The 15,133-nt window shown below is 37.7% G+C and carries 14 protein-coding genes; 10 read left to right on the top strand and 4 right to left on the bottom strand.

From position 1 onward, the window contains the following. Positions 1–100: 100 nt before the first annotated feature. The 5 genes from R2H34_RS08335 to accC all read left to right on the top strand — a co-directional run bounded on the left by R2H34_RS08335 (position 101) and on the right by accC (position 4,688). On the top strand, positions 101–691 hold the full coding sequence (locus R2H34_RS08335; protein ID WP_004915545.1) for an ANTAR domain-containing response regulator: 591 nt from the start codon (positions 101–103) through the stop codon (positions 689–691). After that, on the top strand, positions 692–1,705 hold the full coding sequence (locus R2H34_RS08330; protein WP_151730314.1) for an ABC transporter substrate-binding protein: 1,014 nt from the start codon (positions 692–694) through the stop codon (positions 1,703–1,705). Between the two features lie 703 nt (positions 1,706–2,408). Further along, a complete protein-coding gene (gene aroQ / locus R2H34_RS08325) occupies positions 2,409–2,858 on the top strand; it encodes a type II 3-dehydroquinate dehydratase (RefSeq protein WP_004954622.1) in 450 nt (149 codons plus the stop codon). A gap of 26 nt (positions 2,859–2,884) precedes the next feature. Then, positions 2,885–3,307, top strand: coding sequence for an acetyl-CoA carboxylase biotin carboxyl carrier protein (gene accB / locus R2H34_RS08320; protein ID WP_004915532.1), 423 nt, complete (start codon positions 2,885–2,887; stop codon positions 3,305–3,307). A 16-nt stretch (positions 3,308–3,323) separates the two neighbouring features. Beyond that, on the top strand, positions 3,324–4,688 hold the full coding sequence (gene accC, locus R2H34_RS08315) for an acetyl-CoA carboxylase biotin carboxylase subunit (protein WP_004915529.1): 1,365 nt from the start codon (positions 3,324–3,326) through the stop codon (positions 4,686–4,688). A gap of 49 nt (positions 4,689–4,737) precedes the next feature. Here accC and R2H34_RS08310 read toward each other — a convergent pair whose 3' ends face one another. Then, positions 4,738–5,214 (bottom strand): hypothetical protein, encoded by a 477-nt coding sequence (locus R2H34_RS08310; RefSeq protein WP_004915526.1) that lies wholly within the window; start codon positions 5,212–5,214, stop codon positions 4,738–4,740. Positions 5,215–5,418: 204 nt separating this feature from the next. Here R2H34_RS08310 and R2H34_RS08305 point away from each other — a divergent pair, with 204 nt between their 5' ends. After that, positions 5,419–6,909 (top strand): amidase, encoded by a 1,491-nt coding sequence (locus R2H34_RS08305; RefSeq protein WP_087539245.1) that lies wholly within the window; start codon positions 5,419–5,421, stop codon positions 6,907–6,909. 1 nt (position 6,910) lies between these two features. Here the strand turns inward: R2H34_RS08305 and R2H34_RS08300 are convergent, their stop codons facing one another. Both R2H34_RS08300 and R2H34_RS08295 read right to left on the bottom strand, forming a co-directional pair. Then, positions 6,911–8,083 (bottom strand): MFS transporter, encoded by a 1,173-nt coding sequence (locus tag R2H34_RS08300; protein WP_087539243.1) that lies wholly within the window; start codon positions 8,081–8,083, stop codon positions 6,911–6,913. A 180-nt stretch (positions 8,084–8,263) separates the two neighbouring features. Next, positions 8,264–9,652: an amino acid permease gene (locus R2H34_RS08295; RefSeq protein ID WP_004954630.1), complete on the bottom strand. Its 1,389-nt coding sequence runs from the start codon at positions 9,650–9,652 to the stop codon at positions 8,264–8,266. A gap of 355 nt (positions 9,653–10,007) precedes the next feature. Here R2H34_RS08295 and fahA point away from each other — a divergent pair, with 355 nt between their 5' ends. The 4 genes from fahA to R2H34_RS08275 all read left to right on the top strand — a co-directional run bounded on the left by fahA (position 10,008) and on the right by R2H34_RS08275 (position 13,600). Continuing rightward, positions 10,008–11,315, top strand: a complete 1,308-nt coding sequence (fahA, locus tag R2H34_RS08290) for a fumarylacetoacetase (protein WP_087539241.1) — start codon at positions 10,008–10,010, stop codon at positions 11,313–11,315. Further along, entirely contained in the window at positions 11,302–11,928 is a 627-nt protein-coding gene (maiA, locus tag R2H34_RS08285) for a maleylacetoacetate isomerase (protein ID WP_087539239.1), read from the top strand. Before fahA ends, maiA begins: the two co-directional genes overlap by 14 nt. 25 nt (positions 11,929–11,953) lie before the next feature. After that, positions 11,954–12,502 carry a VOC family protein gene (locus tag R2H34_RS08280; protein ID WP_004954640.1) on the top strand — a complete coding sequence of 183 codons (549 nt, stop codon included), beginning with the start codon at positions 11,954–11,956 and terminating at the stop codon, positions 12,500–12,502. 318 nt (positions 12,503–12,820) lie between these two features. Then, complete coding sequence (locus R2H34_RS08275; protein ID WP_004915500.1) at positions 12,821–13,600, top strand: IclR family transcriptional regulator; 780 nt, start codon at positions 12,821–12,823, stop codon at positions 13,598–13,600. 52 nt (positions 13,601–13,652) lie between these two features. Here R2H34_RS08275 and hppD read toward each other — a convergent pair whose 3' ends face one another. After that, positions 13,653–14,708: a 4-hydroxyphenylpyruvate dioxygenase gene (hppD, locus tag R2H34_RS08270; protein WP_004954650.1), complete on the bottom strand. Its 1,056-nt coding sequence runs from the start codon at positions 14,706–14,708 to the stop codon at positions 13,653–13,655. Positions 14,709–15,133: the final 425 nt, after the last annotated feature.

Raw genomic sequence — 15,133 nt, 5'->3', positions numbered from 1 at the left:
GAATAAGAATAACTCCAATGGCACCAATTTTGCTTTGAAAACAACATTCATCGTGCACCGTCTTAAATGCACACACACTTATCGTTTGATCTTTATACTTATGCCGAAACTCAGAATTGCACTTATTGATGATGATCAAGCCCGAGCTGAATACATCAAAACTTGTTTAATTGAACATGATTTTGATGTTGTTGCTTGCTTTACTCTTGATCACCTGAATATTTTCAAATTGGAACATCTTCAAGCAGATGTCATTTTGCTCGATATGGATCATCCACATCGTGACGTTATTGAAAGCTGTGTAAGTAACTTTGACCTACCCACTGTACTCTTTACTAAAAACACTGACAAAGACACCATCAAACAAGCAATTGATGCAGGCATCACTGCCTATATTGTTGATGGTATCGATCCAAGTCGTTTACATACCATTTTGGACATTTCGATTGAGCAATATAAAAAGCATAAAAAACTTGAATGTGATCTAAAGGATGCGAAAACAAAACTCGCAGATCGAAAAGATATTGAAAAAGCAAAAGTTTTACTGATGCAACTTCACGGTCTCACTGAAGATACAGCATTCCAATTATTAAGAAAAAATGCGATGAGTCATCGTATGACCATCGGTGAAATGGCACGTCGTCTACTCGATGCACAAGAGCTCTTAAACAATCAACTAAAGGATGAATAAATGAGCAGTTTAGAAAAAACAGAATTGCAACTTGGTTATATTCCTTTACTTGATTGCGTAGCACTGCTTTGGGCTAAACAACGCGGTTTTTTTGATAAAGAAGGATTAGATGTTCGGCTGATCAAAGAAGCTTCCTGGGCAAGTTTACGCGATCGACTGGCATTTGGTTTACTCGATGCTGCACATTGCTTATCTGCTATGTTACCTGCTGCTGCAATTGGCAATGATCAGATTGGTATTCCCTTACAAACACCATTGGTCTTAAGCGAGAGTCGTGCTTTTATTAGCCTGAGTCAGAAACTGTGTTATCAATTACAGATTCAAAAAGACGATACTGCGGAACAATCTGCTCAAAAGTTAGTAGATCATCTTAAACAAAATCATCCTGTTTCACTCGCGCATGTGTTTCAACATTCTATCCATCATTATTGTTTAAAAGAATGGCTTGCTTTGGCAGATAGGGAACTTGCAAAAAACATTCAAGTAAAAACCTTACCGCCATCGTATATGGTAGAAGCACTAAGCACTCATTTAGTCGATGGTTTCTGTGTAGGTGAGCCTTGGAATACCCAAGCTGAACTCGCAGGATTAGGACAAATTGTATGTTCAAGTCAGCAAATTATCCCAAATGTCGCAGATAAAGTGCTTGCTGTGACACATGATTGGGCAGAACAGCATCCGAGTACATTAATCGCACTCACTCGAGCTTTAATCAAAGCACAGCAAGAGCTTAAATCGATTGAAGACTTTGCGCCAATTTGGGACCTTTTAGTCGAATTCGATATTATTCAGTTTGAATGTTCTGAAGAAGTGCATGTGGAGAAATATCATGCCATACAAAATATAGTTCGCCATCTGATTGAAAATGATGCACAACCCAAAGTGACTGACTTTGAATGGTTGTTTGAGCAAATGCAGCAATGGAATGCCTTAGAATCATCATCCGAAATATCTACTGAGCTCGCTCAAAATTGTCTACTGCCTCAGATTTATAAAACAGCAGCAGTAAATTAAAGACAAAAAAAAGCTGTCTTCAATCGAAAGACAGCTTTGAAAGACCCATAAGAGATACTACGCCAATCGAAAGTTGTCTCTTAAGTACGAAGTATATTATCGAAGCAATAGATATCTTTTTCGGACATTTTCATGTCATTAACTGCCATAACAAATGTGAAAATTCATCATTTTTGCCAACTTACAATTTATACGAATCTGCTTAATTGTCTAAGAGAAATACTATTTTCAAAGTGAACACTTTATAAGCTTTCATAATTTTCTAATATCAAAAAGTATTTTTCTCATACTCGATTGTAGTAGACAAAAGCACAATACAACTCCCATTAAAACAATGCTTTAATCTTAAGAGATGTTTAACTATCGCCTCAACCAAGTTTAAAAAACCAACACTTTCACTCACTTAAGTTATGATCAAAATAAGACTTATAAGTGATTGACTCATCAGTTACACAATTCTCATGAACGATTCGGGTGAGTTCGGTTTAAAATGTTTTAAAAATAAATAAACCTATTTTTTTGTCATATTTTAACATTGCGATTTCCTTGCAAAGTTTTCATTATATGCACCATGCTTGGCATGCAACTTTCTTCACTCAGTAAAAGAAATTATAAAAAAATTGCAGAATTTTGTGCCATAATAAGCAAACTTTGCAGACATCTTGCAAATTAAATTTGCAATTTTAAAATTGGAGCAGGCTAAATGAGCTCAACCATTTTGGTGATTCACGGACCGAATTTGAACTTGCTAGGTAAGCGAGAACCAGAAGTATATGGTTATCTCACGCTAGACGATATTAACCAACAATTAATTGCTCAAGCCAAAGATTCATCTCTTACATTAGAAACATTCCAAAGCAACTGGGAAGGTGCAATTGTTGATCGTATTCATCAAGCACAAACTGAAGGTGTAAAGTTTATCATCATTAACCCAGCTGCACTCACCCACACTTCTGTCGCTTTGCGAGATGCATTATTGGGTGTTGCAATCCCTTTTGTTGAAGTTCATTTGTCCAATGTTCACGCTCGTGAAGCATTCAGACATCACTCTTTTCTATCCGATAAAGCCATTGGTGTAATTTGTGGCCTAGGTGCTAAGGGTTATTCCTTCGCACTCGATTACGCTATTGAAAAAATTCAATCTTCTAACTAATTTAGACATTGTAGGAACATGCACTCATGGATATCCGTAAAATCAAGAAACTCATCGATTTGATGATTGAATCTGACTTACAAGCCATTGAAGTTAAGGAAGGAGATCAATCTATTTCATTGACTCGCCCTACTCCAGTGTATGCTGCTGCACCTGTGGCGGCTGCGCCTACAACGGCAGCTCCAGCGGCTCCAGCAGCAAAAACTCCTCGTGGTGCTGTTGAAACATCACCAATGGTTGGTGTGTTCTATGCCGCTGCAAGCCCTGGTGAAGCACCATTTGTTAATGTCGGTCAAACCGTTTCTGCTGGTGAAACACTCGGAATCATCGAAGCAATGAAAATCATGAACCCGATCGAAGCAACCAAGAGCGGTGTGATTGAAGAAATTCTTGTAAAAAATGGTGAAGTCATCCAATTCGGCCAACCGCTTTTCCGCTACCGCGCTTAATAAGTTGGGGATTTCTATGTTGCAGAAAGTATTAATTGCAAACCGTGGTGAAATCGCCTTACGAATAACTCGGGCTTGTAAAACACTTGGTATTAAAACTGTCGGTATCTATTCAGACGCAGATAAAGATTTAATGCATTTACGCTTTGTCGATGAAGCTGTATGTATTGGACCAGGTACAAGTAGCGAAAGCTATCTGAATATTCCTGCAATTATTACTGCCGCAGAAATTACAGGTGCTGATGCGATTCACCCTGGTTATGGCTTCTTGTCAGAAAATGCTGAATTCGCAGAAATTGTTGAAAACTCAGGCTTCATTTTCATTGGTCCTCGACCTGAGCATATTCGTTTGATGGGGAATAAAGTCTCCGCAATTATTGCAATGAAAAAAGCTGGCGTACCTACTGTTCCTGGCTGTGATCACGCTGTTACCATTCACAATGCATTGGCTGAAGCACGCGAGATCGGTTTCCCATTGATCGTGAAAGCGGCAGCTGGCGGTGGTGGTCGTGGTATGCGTATTGTTGAACGTGTCGACACATTACTTGAGTCTGTTCAAGCTGCTCAACGTGATGCTGAGATGTGGTTTGGCGACGATACAGTTTATATGGAACGTTTCCTGCAAAAGCCTCGTCATGTTGAAGTACAAGTACTAGGTGATGGTAATGGTCATGCGATTCATCTATATGATCGTGACTGTTCATTGCAACGTCGCCATCAGAAGGTTCTAGAAGAAGCACCTGCTCCAAACTTACCTGAACAAGCGCGTGCGGATATTCTTGAAGCTTGTGTAAATGCTTGTAAGTTAATGCAATATCGTGGTGCTGGGACATTTGAGTTCTTGTTTGAAGATGGTGAATTCTTCTTTATCGAGATGAATACACGCGTTCAAGTGGAACATCCTGTTACTGAAATGGTGACTGGAATTGATATCATTGAACAACAACTTCGAATTGCTGCAGGTCTTGGCCTAGATATCGAACAGCATGAAGTTGAAGTGAAAGGTCATGCGATCGAATGCCGTATCAATGCAGAGGATCCAACGACATTCTTACCATCACCAGGTAAAATTGAAAGTTTTTATGCACCAGGCGGCGCAGGAATTCGCTTAGATTCTCATATTTATCAGGGTTATAGCATTCCACCATACTATGACTCGATGATTGCAAAACTAATTTCATATGGCAAAGACCGTGAAACATCTTTAGCTCGTATGCGTCAAGCACTTGATGAAATGATTTTGACAGGCATCAAAACCAATATTCCATTACACAAAGATTTAATCTTAAAAGATAAAAACTTTTGTGAACAAGCAATGGATATTCACTATTTAGAAAAACATTTGTTAAAGCAGCTTGAACCGCAAGCTGAGAAAGCATAATAAAAAAGCCTCTTAGGAAATTAAGAGGCTTTTTTATATCAACTACAAATTATGGCAACACACGACGCAAGGTCGCAAAACACTTCTCACCTTTCTCATTAGCACAGAAATCAATCGTATGTTCGTTTGACCATTTCACGAAGTATTGAGAAACCTCACCTGTCTGATCCTGTTTTTGTCCTGAGCAATCAGTTTCGTTATTGTCATATTTAATTTGCAAAATTAAAGCAGGTAATCGTTCTTTGTGATCTTCTGAAGGTTGATAATCATATAAGCCATATGACCACTCATTACCGCTTTTAATCACAACATCGCTCATTCCTCGAAAATTGTAGTATTCGGTACACTTCTTATTATTTGGAATTTCCATTCCCCACAACCCCATAATTTCAGGGCGTGTAGTTACACGGATCGCATTTGCTTTCGCTGCTTGTTGTACCGTTGTTGCTTTATCAGTTACGACTGTATCCGCCATAGTCCATGTCGAGCAAGCCCATAATAATCCAATAATATAAATATTTTTCATAGATTTAATAAAGTCGTCATCTTAACGTCGCATAGGCTTAACTTAGCATATTTTTATTTAAAATCACCCAATCATAACCATATAAACACAATATTTTTTATATGGATTTTATTTGATTGTTATCCGATTTATTTCGGGTATTCTAGATATTTAAAAAATAGATATTGTTTACTTTATAAAGAGTTAGCTTTAGGGATAAAAGCCATGAATTTTTCTGAATATATACAATATGATGGTCTCGGACTAGCCGCATTAGTCAAAAATAAAGAGATCCATGCTTCTGAACTTTTGAAGATTGCATTAGAGCGTAATGAAAAGGTAAATCCTAAACTTAATGCCATTATCATTCCAATGTATGAACAAGCCAAACAACGCGCTCAGCAAGAGCGTCATGGGGCGTTTGCTGGTGTTCCCTTTTTAGTTAAAGACCTATTTCAAGAATACCAAGGTGTTCCAACGTCATATGGAAGCAATTCACTAAAGAAGTTCAACTATACGCCTGACTTTAATGCAGAAATTGTCAATCGTTGGGAAAATGCGGGGATTATCACTTTTGGTCGCACGAATACCCCAGAGTTCGGAATCAAAGGAATTACTGAACCTGAAGCTTGGGGTGCATGCCGAAATCCATGGAACTTAAAACATAATAGCGGCGGCTCATCGGGAGGGTCTGCTTCTGCTGTAGCAGCTGGAATCGTTCCTATTGCTGGTGCTGGTGATGGTGGTGGATCTATTCGCATTCCTGCATCCTATTGTGGACTATTTGGATTAAAACCGAGCCGAGGACGAACTCCTTGGGGACCTCAATACAGTGAAGCGATGCATGGTGCTGCAATGCAGCATGTTTTGTCTAAATCAGTCCGAGATAGCGCAGCAATGCTTGATGCTGTACATGGGCCAGAACAAAGCTCTCTGTTTAGGATTCAATCACCTGAACAAAAATATATAGATATTATTCAACAAGCTCCTAAGAAATTAAGAATTGCTTTTAATACCCAATCCGCAATCGGAACCAAGGTATCGAAAGATGCGATTCAAGCCGTCGAACATACAGCAAAACTATTAGAATCACTTGGGCATATTGTTGTTGAAGATCAACCACAAATTAATGGACTTGAACTCGCAAAAGATTTTATTACTACATGGTTCAGTCAATTCTCATACATGCAAGCACAGATCAAATTAATGTCAGACACGACCGATGATGATTTCGAACTTGATTCGGTGGCTTTAGCAGCGTTTGGAGCAAAAACGAGTGCAACCGAATATATTCATACTTTAAATAATTGGGGAAGCTACAGTACACAGATGAACTTGTTCTTTGAGCAATATGATCTGTATCTAACCCCCTCAACAGCATCTGTTGCTCCTAAAAATGGTGAAATTGTTACTCCTGCTTGGCAGAAGCCGATTTTAAAAGCTTTGCTCAAAGTCGGGAAAGCACATTATTTAGCTCAAGGAAAACTCGTCGATAAAATGGTTCAGGATAATTTGAGCTGGGTCCCATTTACTCAATTAGCAAATGTCACGGGCTTACCTGCTATGTCCGTACCGCTATATTGGAATAAAAATGGTTTGCCTTTAGGGAGTCAATTTATTGCGCCTTTCGGACGTGAAGATCAATTACTGCAACTAGCAGCACAATTAGAACAAGCACAACCTTGGATGCCTCAGTATCAAAATATTAAAATTTAAATTAACTTTTGGCTGCTGCTTCCACCCGATTCGGCAGCCAATAGATCAGCAATAATCCGAATAACACCACTACACTTGCATATAAAAAAATTGTTGCGCCAGTTAATTGTTGCCAATAATGCCCTGCCAGTAAACTTCCTGAAGCTACTCCAAGTCCCCACATCGTACTGTATAGTGCCTGCCCGCGACCTTGTTGCTCAGGTGAAAAGTTTTGGAAAATCACTTTCATAGCAATTAAATGGAATAAACCAAAACTAAATGCATGAAGACATTGAGCTAGAAACTGCCCGAAATAATTGGTTGTGAGAATTCCAACCAAAAACCAGCGCAAACTAGTCAAAATTAGACACAGTGCCACTAATGAACGCCATGAAAACCGTGTGAAAAACAACTTTTGCGCTACAGCAAACATCACTATCTCAGCGATCACACCTGCTGCCCATAAACTGCCAATTTGAGTCGTGCTAAATCCTATTTCTTTCAAGAAATTACTGTAAAAGCTATAAAAAGGTGCCTGAGAAAATAGTAAGATAAACTCAATCGTAAAAAATGCTGCAACAGTCGGCTTTTTTAATACAGGAATGAGAGATTCTAATTTCTTTTGTGAGCTCGGCGCATGTATAGGCTCTTTAATACTAAAAGACCATAAAAATGCAAGAAATGAAACAGCTAAAAGCAAAATCGGCAACATAGAAATTGGAATAATTTCCAACAACGCACCAATCACAAAAACACCTACAATAAAACCGACAGAGCCCCACTTCCTTACTTTTCCATATAGTTCCGCTCTTTTTTCACCCAACCAAAATAAAGTTACACCCTCAAATTGAGCCAAGATCGCATTTTGAAAAAAACTAAAGATCAACATCAGCAAAGCAACGGATTGAAAACTGTTTGGAATCACAAAAATTGCAAACCAAATACAAGCTTCCATCCAAGTTGCAATGCGAACCAATAGCATTCGCTTACCAGACTTATCAGCAATCCATCCCCAGATTAATGGCGCAAAAAAACGCGTAATAATTGCGATAGAAGACAAAATCCCAATTTCTTGATAATTAAAGCCTTGGTCTTGTAAATACAAGTTCCAATACGGCATGAATGTTCCAACTATCGAATAGTAAAACAGATAGAAACCACCCAGTCGGGTTTGAATGTTTAAAGACTGGAACAATGCAAATGCCTTTTGCTATTTAACGATTGAAATGAACAACTAACATGTTCATTTTATAAGGCTCAAATTTTAACGTATTTCTGCTCAATAGATGTAACAACTCTAACTGGAAAATACACAAATAAAAAAAGGACCGAAACTTCATTCAGTCCTTTTTTAATTCATTATGAAACGTACTATTTAAACATCTGGATTCAAAACCACATTTGGTTCAGCATTGCGCAATTTACGCAACTTCACTGCATACGCAAGCATTAGACATAAAATCCATGCAGGTATCATCATCACTGCAATACGCATATCTGCTGTCAGTGACATGACCACCAAGATACCCAACATAAATACGATGCACAAATAGTTACTGAATGGATATGCAATACTTGGGAATTTAGTTGTTTCACCTTGCGCCAGCATAGCTTTACGGAATTTTAAATGTGTCCATGAAATAACAATCCAGTTAATCACAATCGCTGCAACCACAAGCATCATCAATAAACCAAATGCTTTTTCAGGGAAAATATAATTCAAGATCACGCATAATACTGTTACGAATGCTGAAACCAATACGGCATTTGTTGGAATACCATTTTTATTAATTTTCTTTAAGAACTTCGGTGCATTACCTTGCTGAGCCAAACCCAATAACATACGGCTGCTGCAATAGCTTGTACCGTTATAAACAGACACTGCTGCAGTCAAAATAACGAAATTGAGCATCGTAGCTACGCCTTGACTATCCAATGACGCGAATACCATGACGAATGGGCTACCGCCTTCTGCCATTTGGTTCCAAGGGAATAATGCAAAAAGTACAAAAAGCGTCGCAATATAGAAAATCAGAATTCGATAGATAATTTGATTCACCGCTTTTGGCAATGTTTTATCTGGATCACGAGCTTCAGCAGCTGTGATACCGAACAATTCAATTCCACCGAATGCGAAGATAATCACAGCCATTGCCATTACTAAACCTTCAACGCCAAATGGGAAAAATCCACCCAGAGCCCAAAGGTTACTAATGCCAGCTTGAGGTCCTGCTGTACCTGTGGCTAACAAATAAGATCCAAAGCCAATCATTGCTAAAATAGCTAGAATTTTGACGATAGAGAACCAGAACTCCATTTCACCAAAAAGCTTAACATGCAATAAATTGATACCGTTAATTAAAAGGAAAAACACCAGTGCGGATGCCCATGTCGGAATTTCTGGCCACCAATATTGGATATAAAGTCCAATCGCACTTAATTCAGCCATACAAACTAAAATATTGAGTACCCAATAGTTCCATCCCGACATAAAGCCAGCAAATGAACCCCAGTACTTATAAGCAAAATGACTGAATGAACCACTTACAGGTTCTTGTACAACCATTTCACCTAATTGTCGCATCATCAAAAAAGCAATAAATCCAGCAATTGCATACCCCAGGATGACTGATGGTCCTGCTAGCTTGATTGATTGTGAGATCCCAAGAAACAATCCTGTACCAATTGCACCACCAAGTGCAATAAGTTGGATATGCCGATTGCTTAAACCGTGTTTCAGGTTTCCTTGCTCAAGTTTTGACATATGATTATTCTCATCCTTGTCACGTAATTTTCTTGTATTAAATTACGTATATCATAAATTAATCACTATTGCCTATATGAAATCGAAAAATATTTAATCCACTTTTCTCGTAAGTGCGCATCTAAGCAGAAAATCAAAGAAATAACAAATAATTATGCTATATGTAATTAAATTATGTATTGCGTAATTATATTTTTTGAGTATGATGGAAGATATTCAGCAAACTTTAGTGGTTTGATTAAGACTCAAAATTCATTAAAAACACTTCTATACCTATGTTTTTAATAATATTAATCAAACTCAAATGCATTTTTTAGCGACGACATAGCAAAATTAAAGACAAGGAAAGTAGATGATGGCTCAAAAACTTACTTCATTTATTGAAATTGACCCTCAATCAGATTTCACAATTCATAATTTACCTTACGGTATTTTTAGTAAAACACCTGAGGGTGAAAAGCATGTCGGTGTAGCAATCGGTGATTGGGTACTTGATTTGGCAGAGCTTGCTGAACAAGGGCTATTAGAAATTAATGGAAAAGAAAATTATTTTAATCAACCAACTTTGAATAAGTTTATCGAATCAGGTAAAAGTTCGTGGCAATCCGTACGTAAAGCTTTACAAGCTCTTTTATCTGCTGCGAATCCATTATTACGAGATAATGCTGAACTTAAAGAACGTGTCTTAATCAAACAAGATAACGTTATTTTACATTTACCTATTCATGTACCAGGTTATACAGATTTCTACTCATCTAAAGAACATGCAACCAATGTAGGTACCATGTTCCGTGATCCTAAAAATGCACTACTACCTAATTGGAGCGAGCTTCCAGTCGGTTACAATGGCCGTGCAAGCTCAGTGATTGTGAGTGGTACGGATATCGTTCGCCCTTCAGGACAAATCAAGTTACCTAATGACGAACGCCCTATTTTTTCTGCGACTCGTAAACTTGATTTCGAATTAGAAACGGCATTTATCGTCGGAAAACCTACACAGCTCGGTCAACCGATTGCAATTGAAAATGCTTGGGATCATATCTTTGGTATGGTTTTACTCAATGACTGGTCTGCACGAGATATCCAACAATGGGAATATGTGCCATTAGGACCTTTTAATGCAAAGACCTTTGCAAGTGCGATTTCACCATGGGTTGTGACGATGGAAGCTCTTGAACCGTTTAAAGTCAAAGGACCTGTTCAAGAACCAAAACCGCTTTGCTATTTACAAGAGAATGTTGCAAATAGTTTTGACATCAAACTCAGTGTAGAAGTTCAAAGTCCCCGCTCAAAAGAAACAGACCTCATCTGTGAGACTAACTTTAAATACATGTATTGGTCGATGGCTCAACAACTGACACATCACACCATTGCAGGGTGTAATGTTCAAGTTGGTGATTTGATGGGTTCTGGCACAATCTCTGGACCGACTGAAAATTCATATGGCAGTTTGCTCGAATTAACATGGAATACAACTAAGCCTCTGACGCTTTCAAACGGAGAAAAACGCGGATTCCTTGAAGATGGTGATCGCGTCATCATGAAAGGTTACTGTGAGAAAGATGGCATTCGTGTTGGTTTTGGTCATGTTGAGAATACGATATTAGCCGCACATACATTTGCGTTTGCTGAGCATGAGGCTGAACAGTATGAAACTGTATAGTTATTTTCGTAGTTCAGCAGCGTTCAGAGTCCGTATTGCATTGAATCTAAAAGGTTTGAGCTACGAGACTGAAGCAATTCATTTAGTTAAAAATGAACAACGTAGTACTGAATATCAAGCTTTAAATCCAAGCTGTCTTGTACCTACACTTGTAGACGAAGACCAAGCATTTTTACAATCTTTGAGTATTTTGGAATATTTGGAAGAGCGCTATCCAGATACTAGCTTACTTCCAAAAAACTTAATTGAACGCGCAAAAGTTCGTGCTTTTTCACAAGCCATTGCATCGGATATTCACCCGTTAAATAACTTAAGGGTTTTGAAATATTTACAAAATGAGCTTGATTTAAACGATGAACAAAAAAGTCATTGGTATAAGCACTGGATTCTAGAGGGCTTCCATAGTCTAGAAGCACAGTTGCAAGCTTCCAATGGAAAGTTCTGCTTTGGTGAGCGTCCTAGCTTTGCAGATTGCTGCTTAATACCACAAGTTTACAATGCCAAGCGTTTTAAAGTTGATCTTACGGCATTTCCAAAAATCGAATCAATTTATCAATATTGCCTGACACTACCAGCTTTTCTTCATGCTGCGCCAGAACAACAAGCAGATTGAGAATAAGGATAAAAGGAGTTTAATGATGACATTCCAAATTAAAAAAATTCATCACGTTGCTTATCGTTGTAAAGATGCAAAAGAAACCGTGGATTGGTATAAACAGATGCTCAATATGGACTTCATCCTAGCATTCGCAGAAGACCACGTCCCTTCGACTAAAGCTTTTGATCCTTATATGCATTTATTTTTGGATGCTGGACAAGGCAACGTATTAGCATTTTTTGAATTGCCTACTCAACCTGAAATGGGACGTGATGAAAATACGCCACAATGGGTTCAACATATCGCATTCGAAGTTGAAGACCAAGCAACTTTACTACGTGCTAAAGAGCACTTAGAAGCAAATGGTGTCAAAGTTTTAGGTGTAACGAATCATGGTATTTTCCATTCGATCTATTTCTTTGATCCAAACGGACATCGTTTAGAGTTAACTTATAACGATGTACACGCCGATGCAAAAATTGCCCGTATCACAGAAGAAATGAAAGTCGAGATGCTTGAGGAATGGAGTCGTACTAAACGTGCGCCACACCATACACATTTCTTACATGAGGAAGAATTAGGCGCATAAAAATTTGATAGGTATATTCTGATCAAACTCTGAATGACTTAAATAGACATCTAATCGGTATTGAGAGAAGTGCTCAATGCCGATTTTTAATGCATAAAATGAGTAAATTTAATTCATTTAATGTCATGCTATCATCTTGAAAATCAAATATGATCTACGTTCAAACCACTGTATGCTTATACAATTCTTTAATTTGAGTCATTTAAAAAGATGATTTCAATTTTGCATCATGCTCAGGCATTATTTAATCGAAATTCTGATGTATTTATACAGATTTGACCATTACTGCTAGATAAAATTTAAATGAAGGGTTGTTGAATGATTGAAGAAAAATTATCTGGTGGGGTTCAATCGCTTGAAGTCGGTTTATCCGTATTAAACGCGCTGTTAGAACATAATAAACCGATTATTTTAAAGGATTTATCAACTAAGCTTGATATGCATCCTGCTAAAGTTCACCGCTATTTAGTAAGCTTAATTCGTATGAATTATGCGAAACAGCTTGAAGATGGTCAATACGCTCTAGGCGATCAAGCATGGCGTTTAGGTTTGAGTTGCATTCAACATACTGATGTTTTGCAATTAGTTCAGCACTTGATCTATAACCTTCAAAGTAAAATTGGTTGTGGTATCCAAATCAGTAAATGGTCGCCTCAAGGGCCACTGGTTGTACAGTCAATTGAATCTAACCATCCCATTTCAATCGTAACCAAAGTCGGTTCAATCATGCCATTAGTCAATTCGGCAGCGGGTCGAGTTTTTGCTTCATATTTACCTGAAGCTGTGGTGAAACCATTAATGGATGCAGAATGGACTAAAGCTGCACTCAACCACTATGCAATCAAACCACAAACATGGGATGATTTTTTAGTTATGAAAGACAAGATTTTACATCATGGAATGGCGATCGCTCAAGGAGATCTACTTGTTGGGATTAATGCCGTTGGCTTACCTATTTTCAATGCTCAACGAGCGATGGAATTTTGTATTGTGGCACTAGACAGTGAAATGTTTCTACCGCTACACGAAGGCAGTGAAAAACTTGAACTGTTTAAGAATGAAGTCGCAGCAATTAATCAATTCATTCAAACTAGATAGTAAAAAAAAAGCCAAGAATTTGATTCTTGGCTTTTTTGTTCATAGCAGCAAATTACTTCGCTTCTAATACACCACGGCGAATTTGATCACGCTCAATCGATTCAAATAAAGCCTTGAAGTTACCCTCACCAAAGCCATCATCATCTTTACGTTGAATAAATTCAAAGAATACTGGCCCAAGCATATTTTGCGAGAAAATCTGAAGAAGTAGTTTCTTCTGACCGTCTTTGGTATTGCCATCGAGCAAAATACCACGCTTTTTCAACTCTTCAGTTGGCTCACCATGCTCTGGTAAACGCTCTTTCAACATCTCGTAATACGTTTCAGGTGGAGGAGTCATGAACTCAAGACCAAGCCCTTTCAACTTATCCCACGTAGAAAGTAAATCATCTGTAATAAATGCGATGTGTTGAATGCCTTCACCATTAAAATCAGCGAGGAATTCAGCGATTTGACCATTACCTTTATCTGAATCTTCATTTAAAGGGATACGAATCATACCATCTGGTGCTGTCAATGCTTTAGAAGTAAGACCTGTGTATTCGCCTTTAATATCAAAATAACGAATCTCTTGGAAGTTGAAAATCTTTTCATAGAAATTCGCCCAATACTCCATACGTCCTTTATAAACATTATGAGTTAAATGGTCGATTTCATTTAGACCCGCACCCTTTGGATTTTTCTCAACATCATCAAAGAATACAAAATCGTTTTCGTAAATATCACGATCTACAAGAAAGATTGGCATACCACCAATTCCTTTAATCGCAGGAATATTGAGTTCCATTGGACCAGCTTGTGAATACATCGGTTCTGCACCAAGTTCGATTGCTTTCTTGAAAGCTTTCGCTGCATCACGAGTTCTGAAACCCATCGCACATGCTGATGGTCCATGCTCTTTATAAAAGAACGAAGCATAAGATTCAGGCTGATAATTCAAAATAATATTGATATTACCTTGGCGCCATAAATAAACTTTTTTAGATTTATGCTTTGCGACTTTGGAAAAGCCTATTGTTTCAAAGATTTGATCTAATCCATTTTCCGTCGAAACAAACTCAATAAAAGCAAATCCACATAGCTCTAATGGGTTATCTAAAATGTCCATCTAGTTTCCCTTATTTAGATAAATTCATCCGTTTTTAATACTGTACAACATGTTTTGTTAATTTTCGGTTGCAATAACTACCTTTAACAAATCATGTGAACTATCGATCAAAGAGTTGGATAGATAGAATTCTTTTCAATCATCCATGTTCTTTTCACGGTCCTAAAACCAGCCAGAACAACACAAAATTGTTTTGGTTTTCTACGATGAATTAATGCTACAAGAAAGCTCAAATTTATGCAATACATAATTAAATTATGTTATATGTAATTTTTATGCTTTTTTCACCTCTAATAAGTGATTAAAACCATTATTAATCCTATTAAAACGCGACAATGTAGTGATACTTTTTTTCACATCAAAACATCCTTAAGAAGTTTCAAAGCGTAAAAGTTGATGGAATATTAAAACATTCTAGAGAACAA

Origin of the sequence: Acinetobacter sp. 16, from assembly GCF_033439925.1 — a bacterium.
Classification (GTDB): domain Bacteria; phylum Pseudomonadota; class Gammaproteobacteria; order Pseudomonadales; family Moraxellaceae; genus Acinetobacter; species Acinetobacter junii.
The sequence above is the reverse complement of the archived record's forward strand: the minus strand, read 5'-3'. Positions and strand labels throughout refer to the sequence as shown.

Excerpts from the sequence above, each read along its gene's own strand:
- R2H34_RS08335 (WP_004915545.1), top strand. The coding sequence starts at position 101 with ATGCCGAAACTCAGAATTGCACTTATTGATGATGATCAAGCCCGAGCT.
- R2H34_RS08330 (WP_151730314.1), top strand. The coding sequence starts at position 692 with ATGAGCAGTTTAGAAAAAACAGAATTGCAACTTGGTTATATTCCTTTA.
- aroQ (WP_004954622.1), top strand. The coding sequence starts at position 2,409 with ATGAGCTCAACCATTTTGGTGATTCACGGACCGAATTTGAACTTGCTA.
- accB (WP_004915532.1), top strand. The coding sequence starts at position 2,885 with ATGGATATCCGTAAAATCAAGAAACTCATCGATTTGATGATTGAATCT.
- accC (WP_004915529.1), top strand. The coding sequence starts at position 3,324 with ATGTTGCAGAAAGTATTAATTGCAAACCGTGGTGAAATCGCCTTACGA.
- R2H34_RS08310 (WP_004915526.1), bottom strand. The coding sequence starts at position 5,214 with ATGAAAAATATTTATATTATTGGATTATTATGGGCTTGCTCGACATGG.
- R2H34_RS08305 (WP_087539245.1), top strand. The coding sequence starts at position 5,419 with ATGAATTTTTCTGAATATATACAATATGATGGTCTCGGACTAGCCGCA.
- R2H34_RS08295 (WP_004954630.1), bottom strand. The coding sequence starts at position 9,652 with ATGTCAAAACTTGAGCAAGGAAACCTGAAACACGGTTTAAGCAATCGG.
- fahA (WP_087539241.1), top strand. The coding sequence starts at position 10,008 with ATGGCTCAAAAACTTACTTCATTTATTGAAATTGACCCTCAATCAGAT.
- maiA (WP_087539239.1), top strand. The coding sequence starts at position 11,302 with ATGAAACTGTATAGTTATTTTCGTAGTTCAGCAGCGTTCAGAGTCCGT.
- R2H34_RS08280 (WP_004954640.1), top strand. The coding sequence starts at position 11,954 with ATGACATTCCAAATTAAAAAAATTCATCACGTTGCTTATCGTTGTAAA.
- R2H34_RS08275 (WP_004915500.1), top strand. The coding sequence starts at position 12,821 with ATGATTGAAGAAAAATTATCTGGTGGGGTTCAATCGCTTGAAGTCGGT.
- hppD (WP_004954650.1), bottom strand. The coding sequence starts at position 14,708 with ATGGACATTTTAGATAACCCATTAGAGCTATGTGGATTTGCTTTTATT.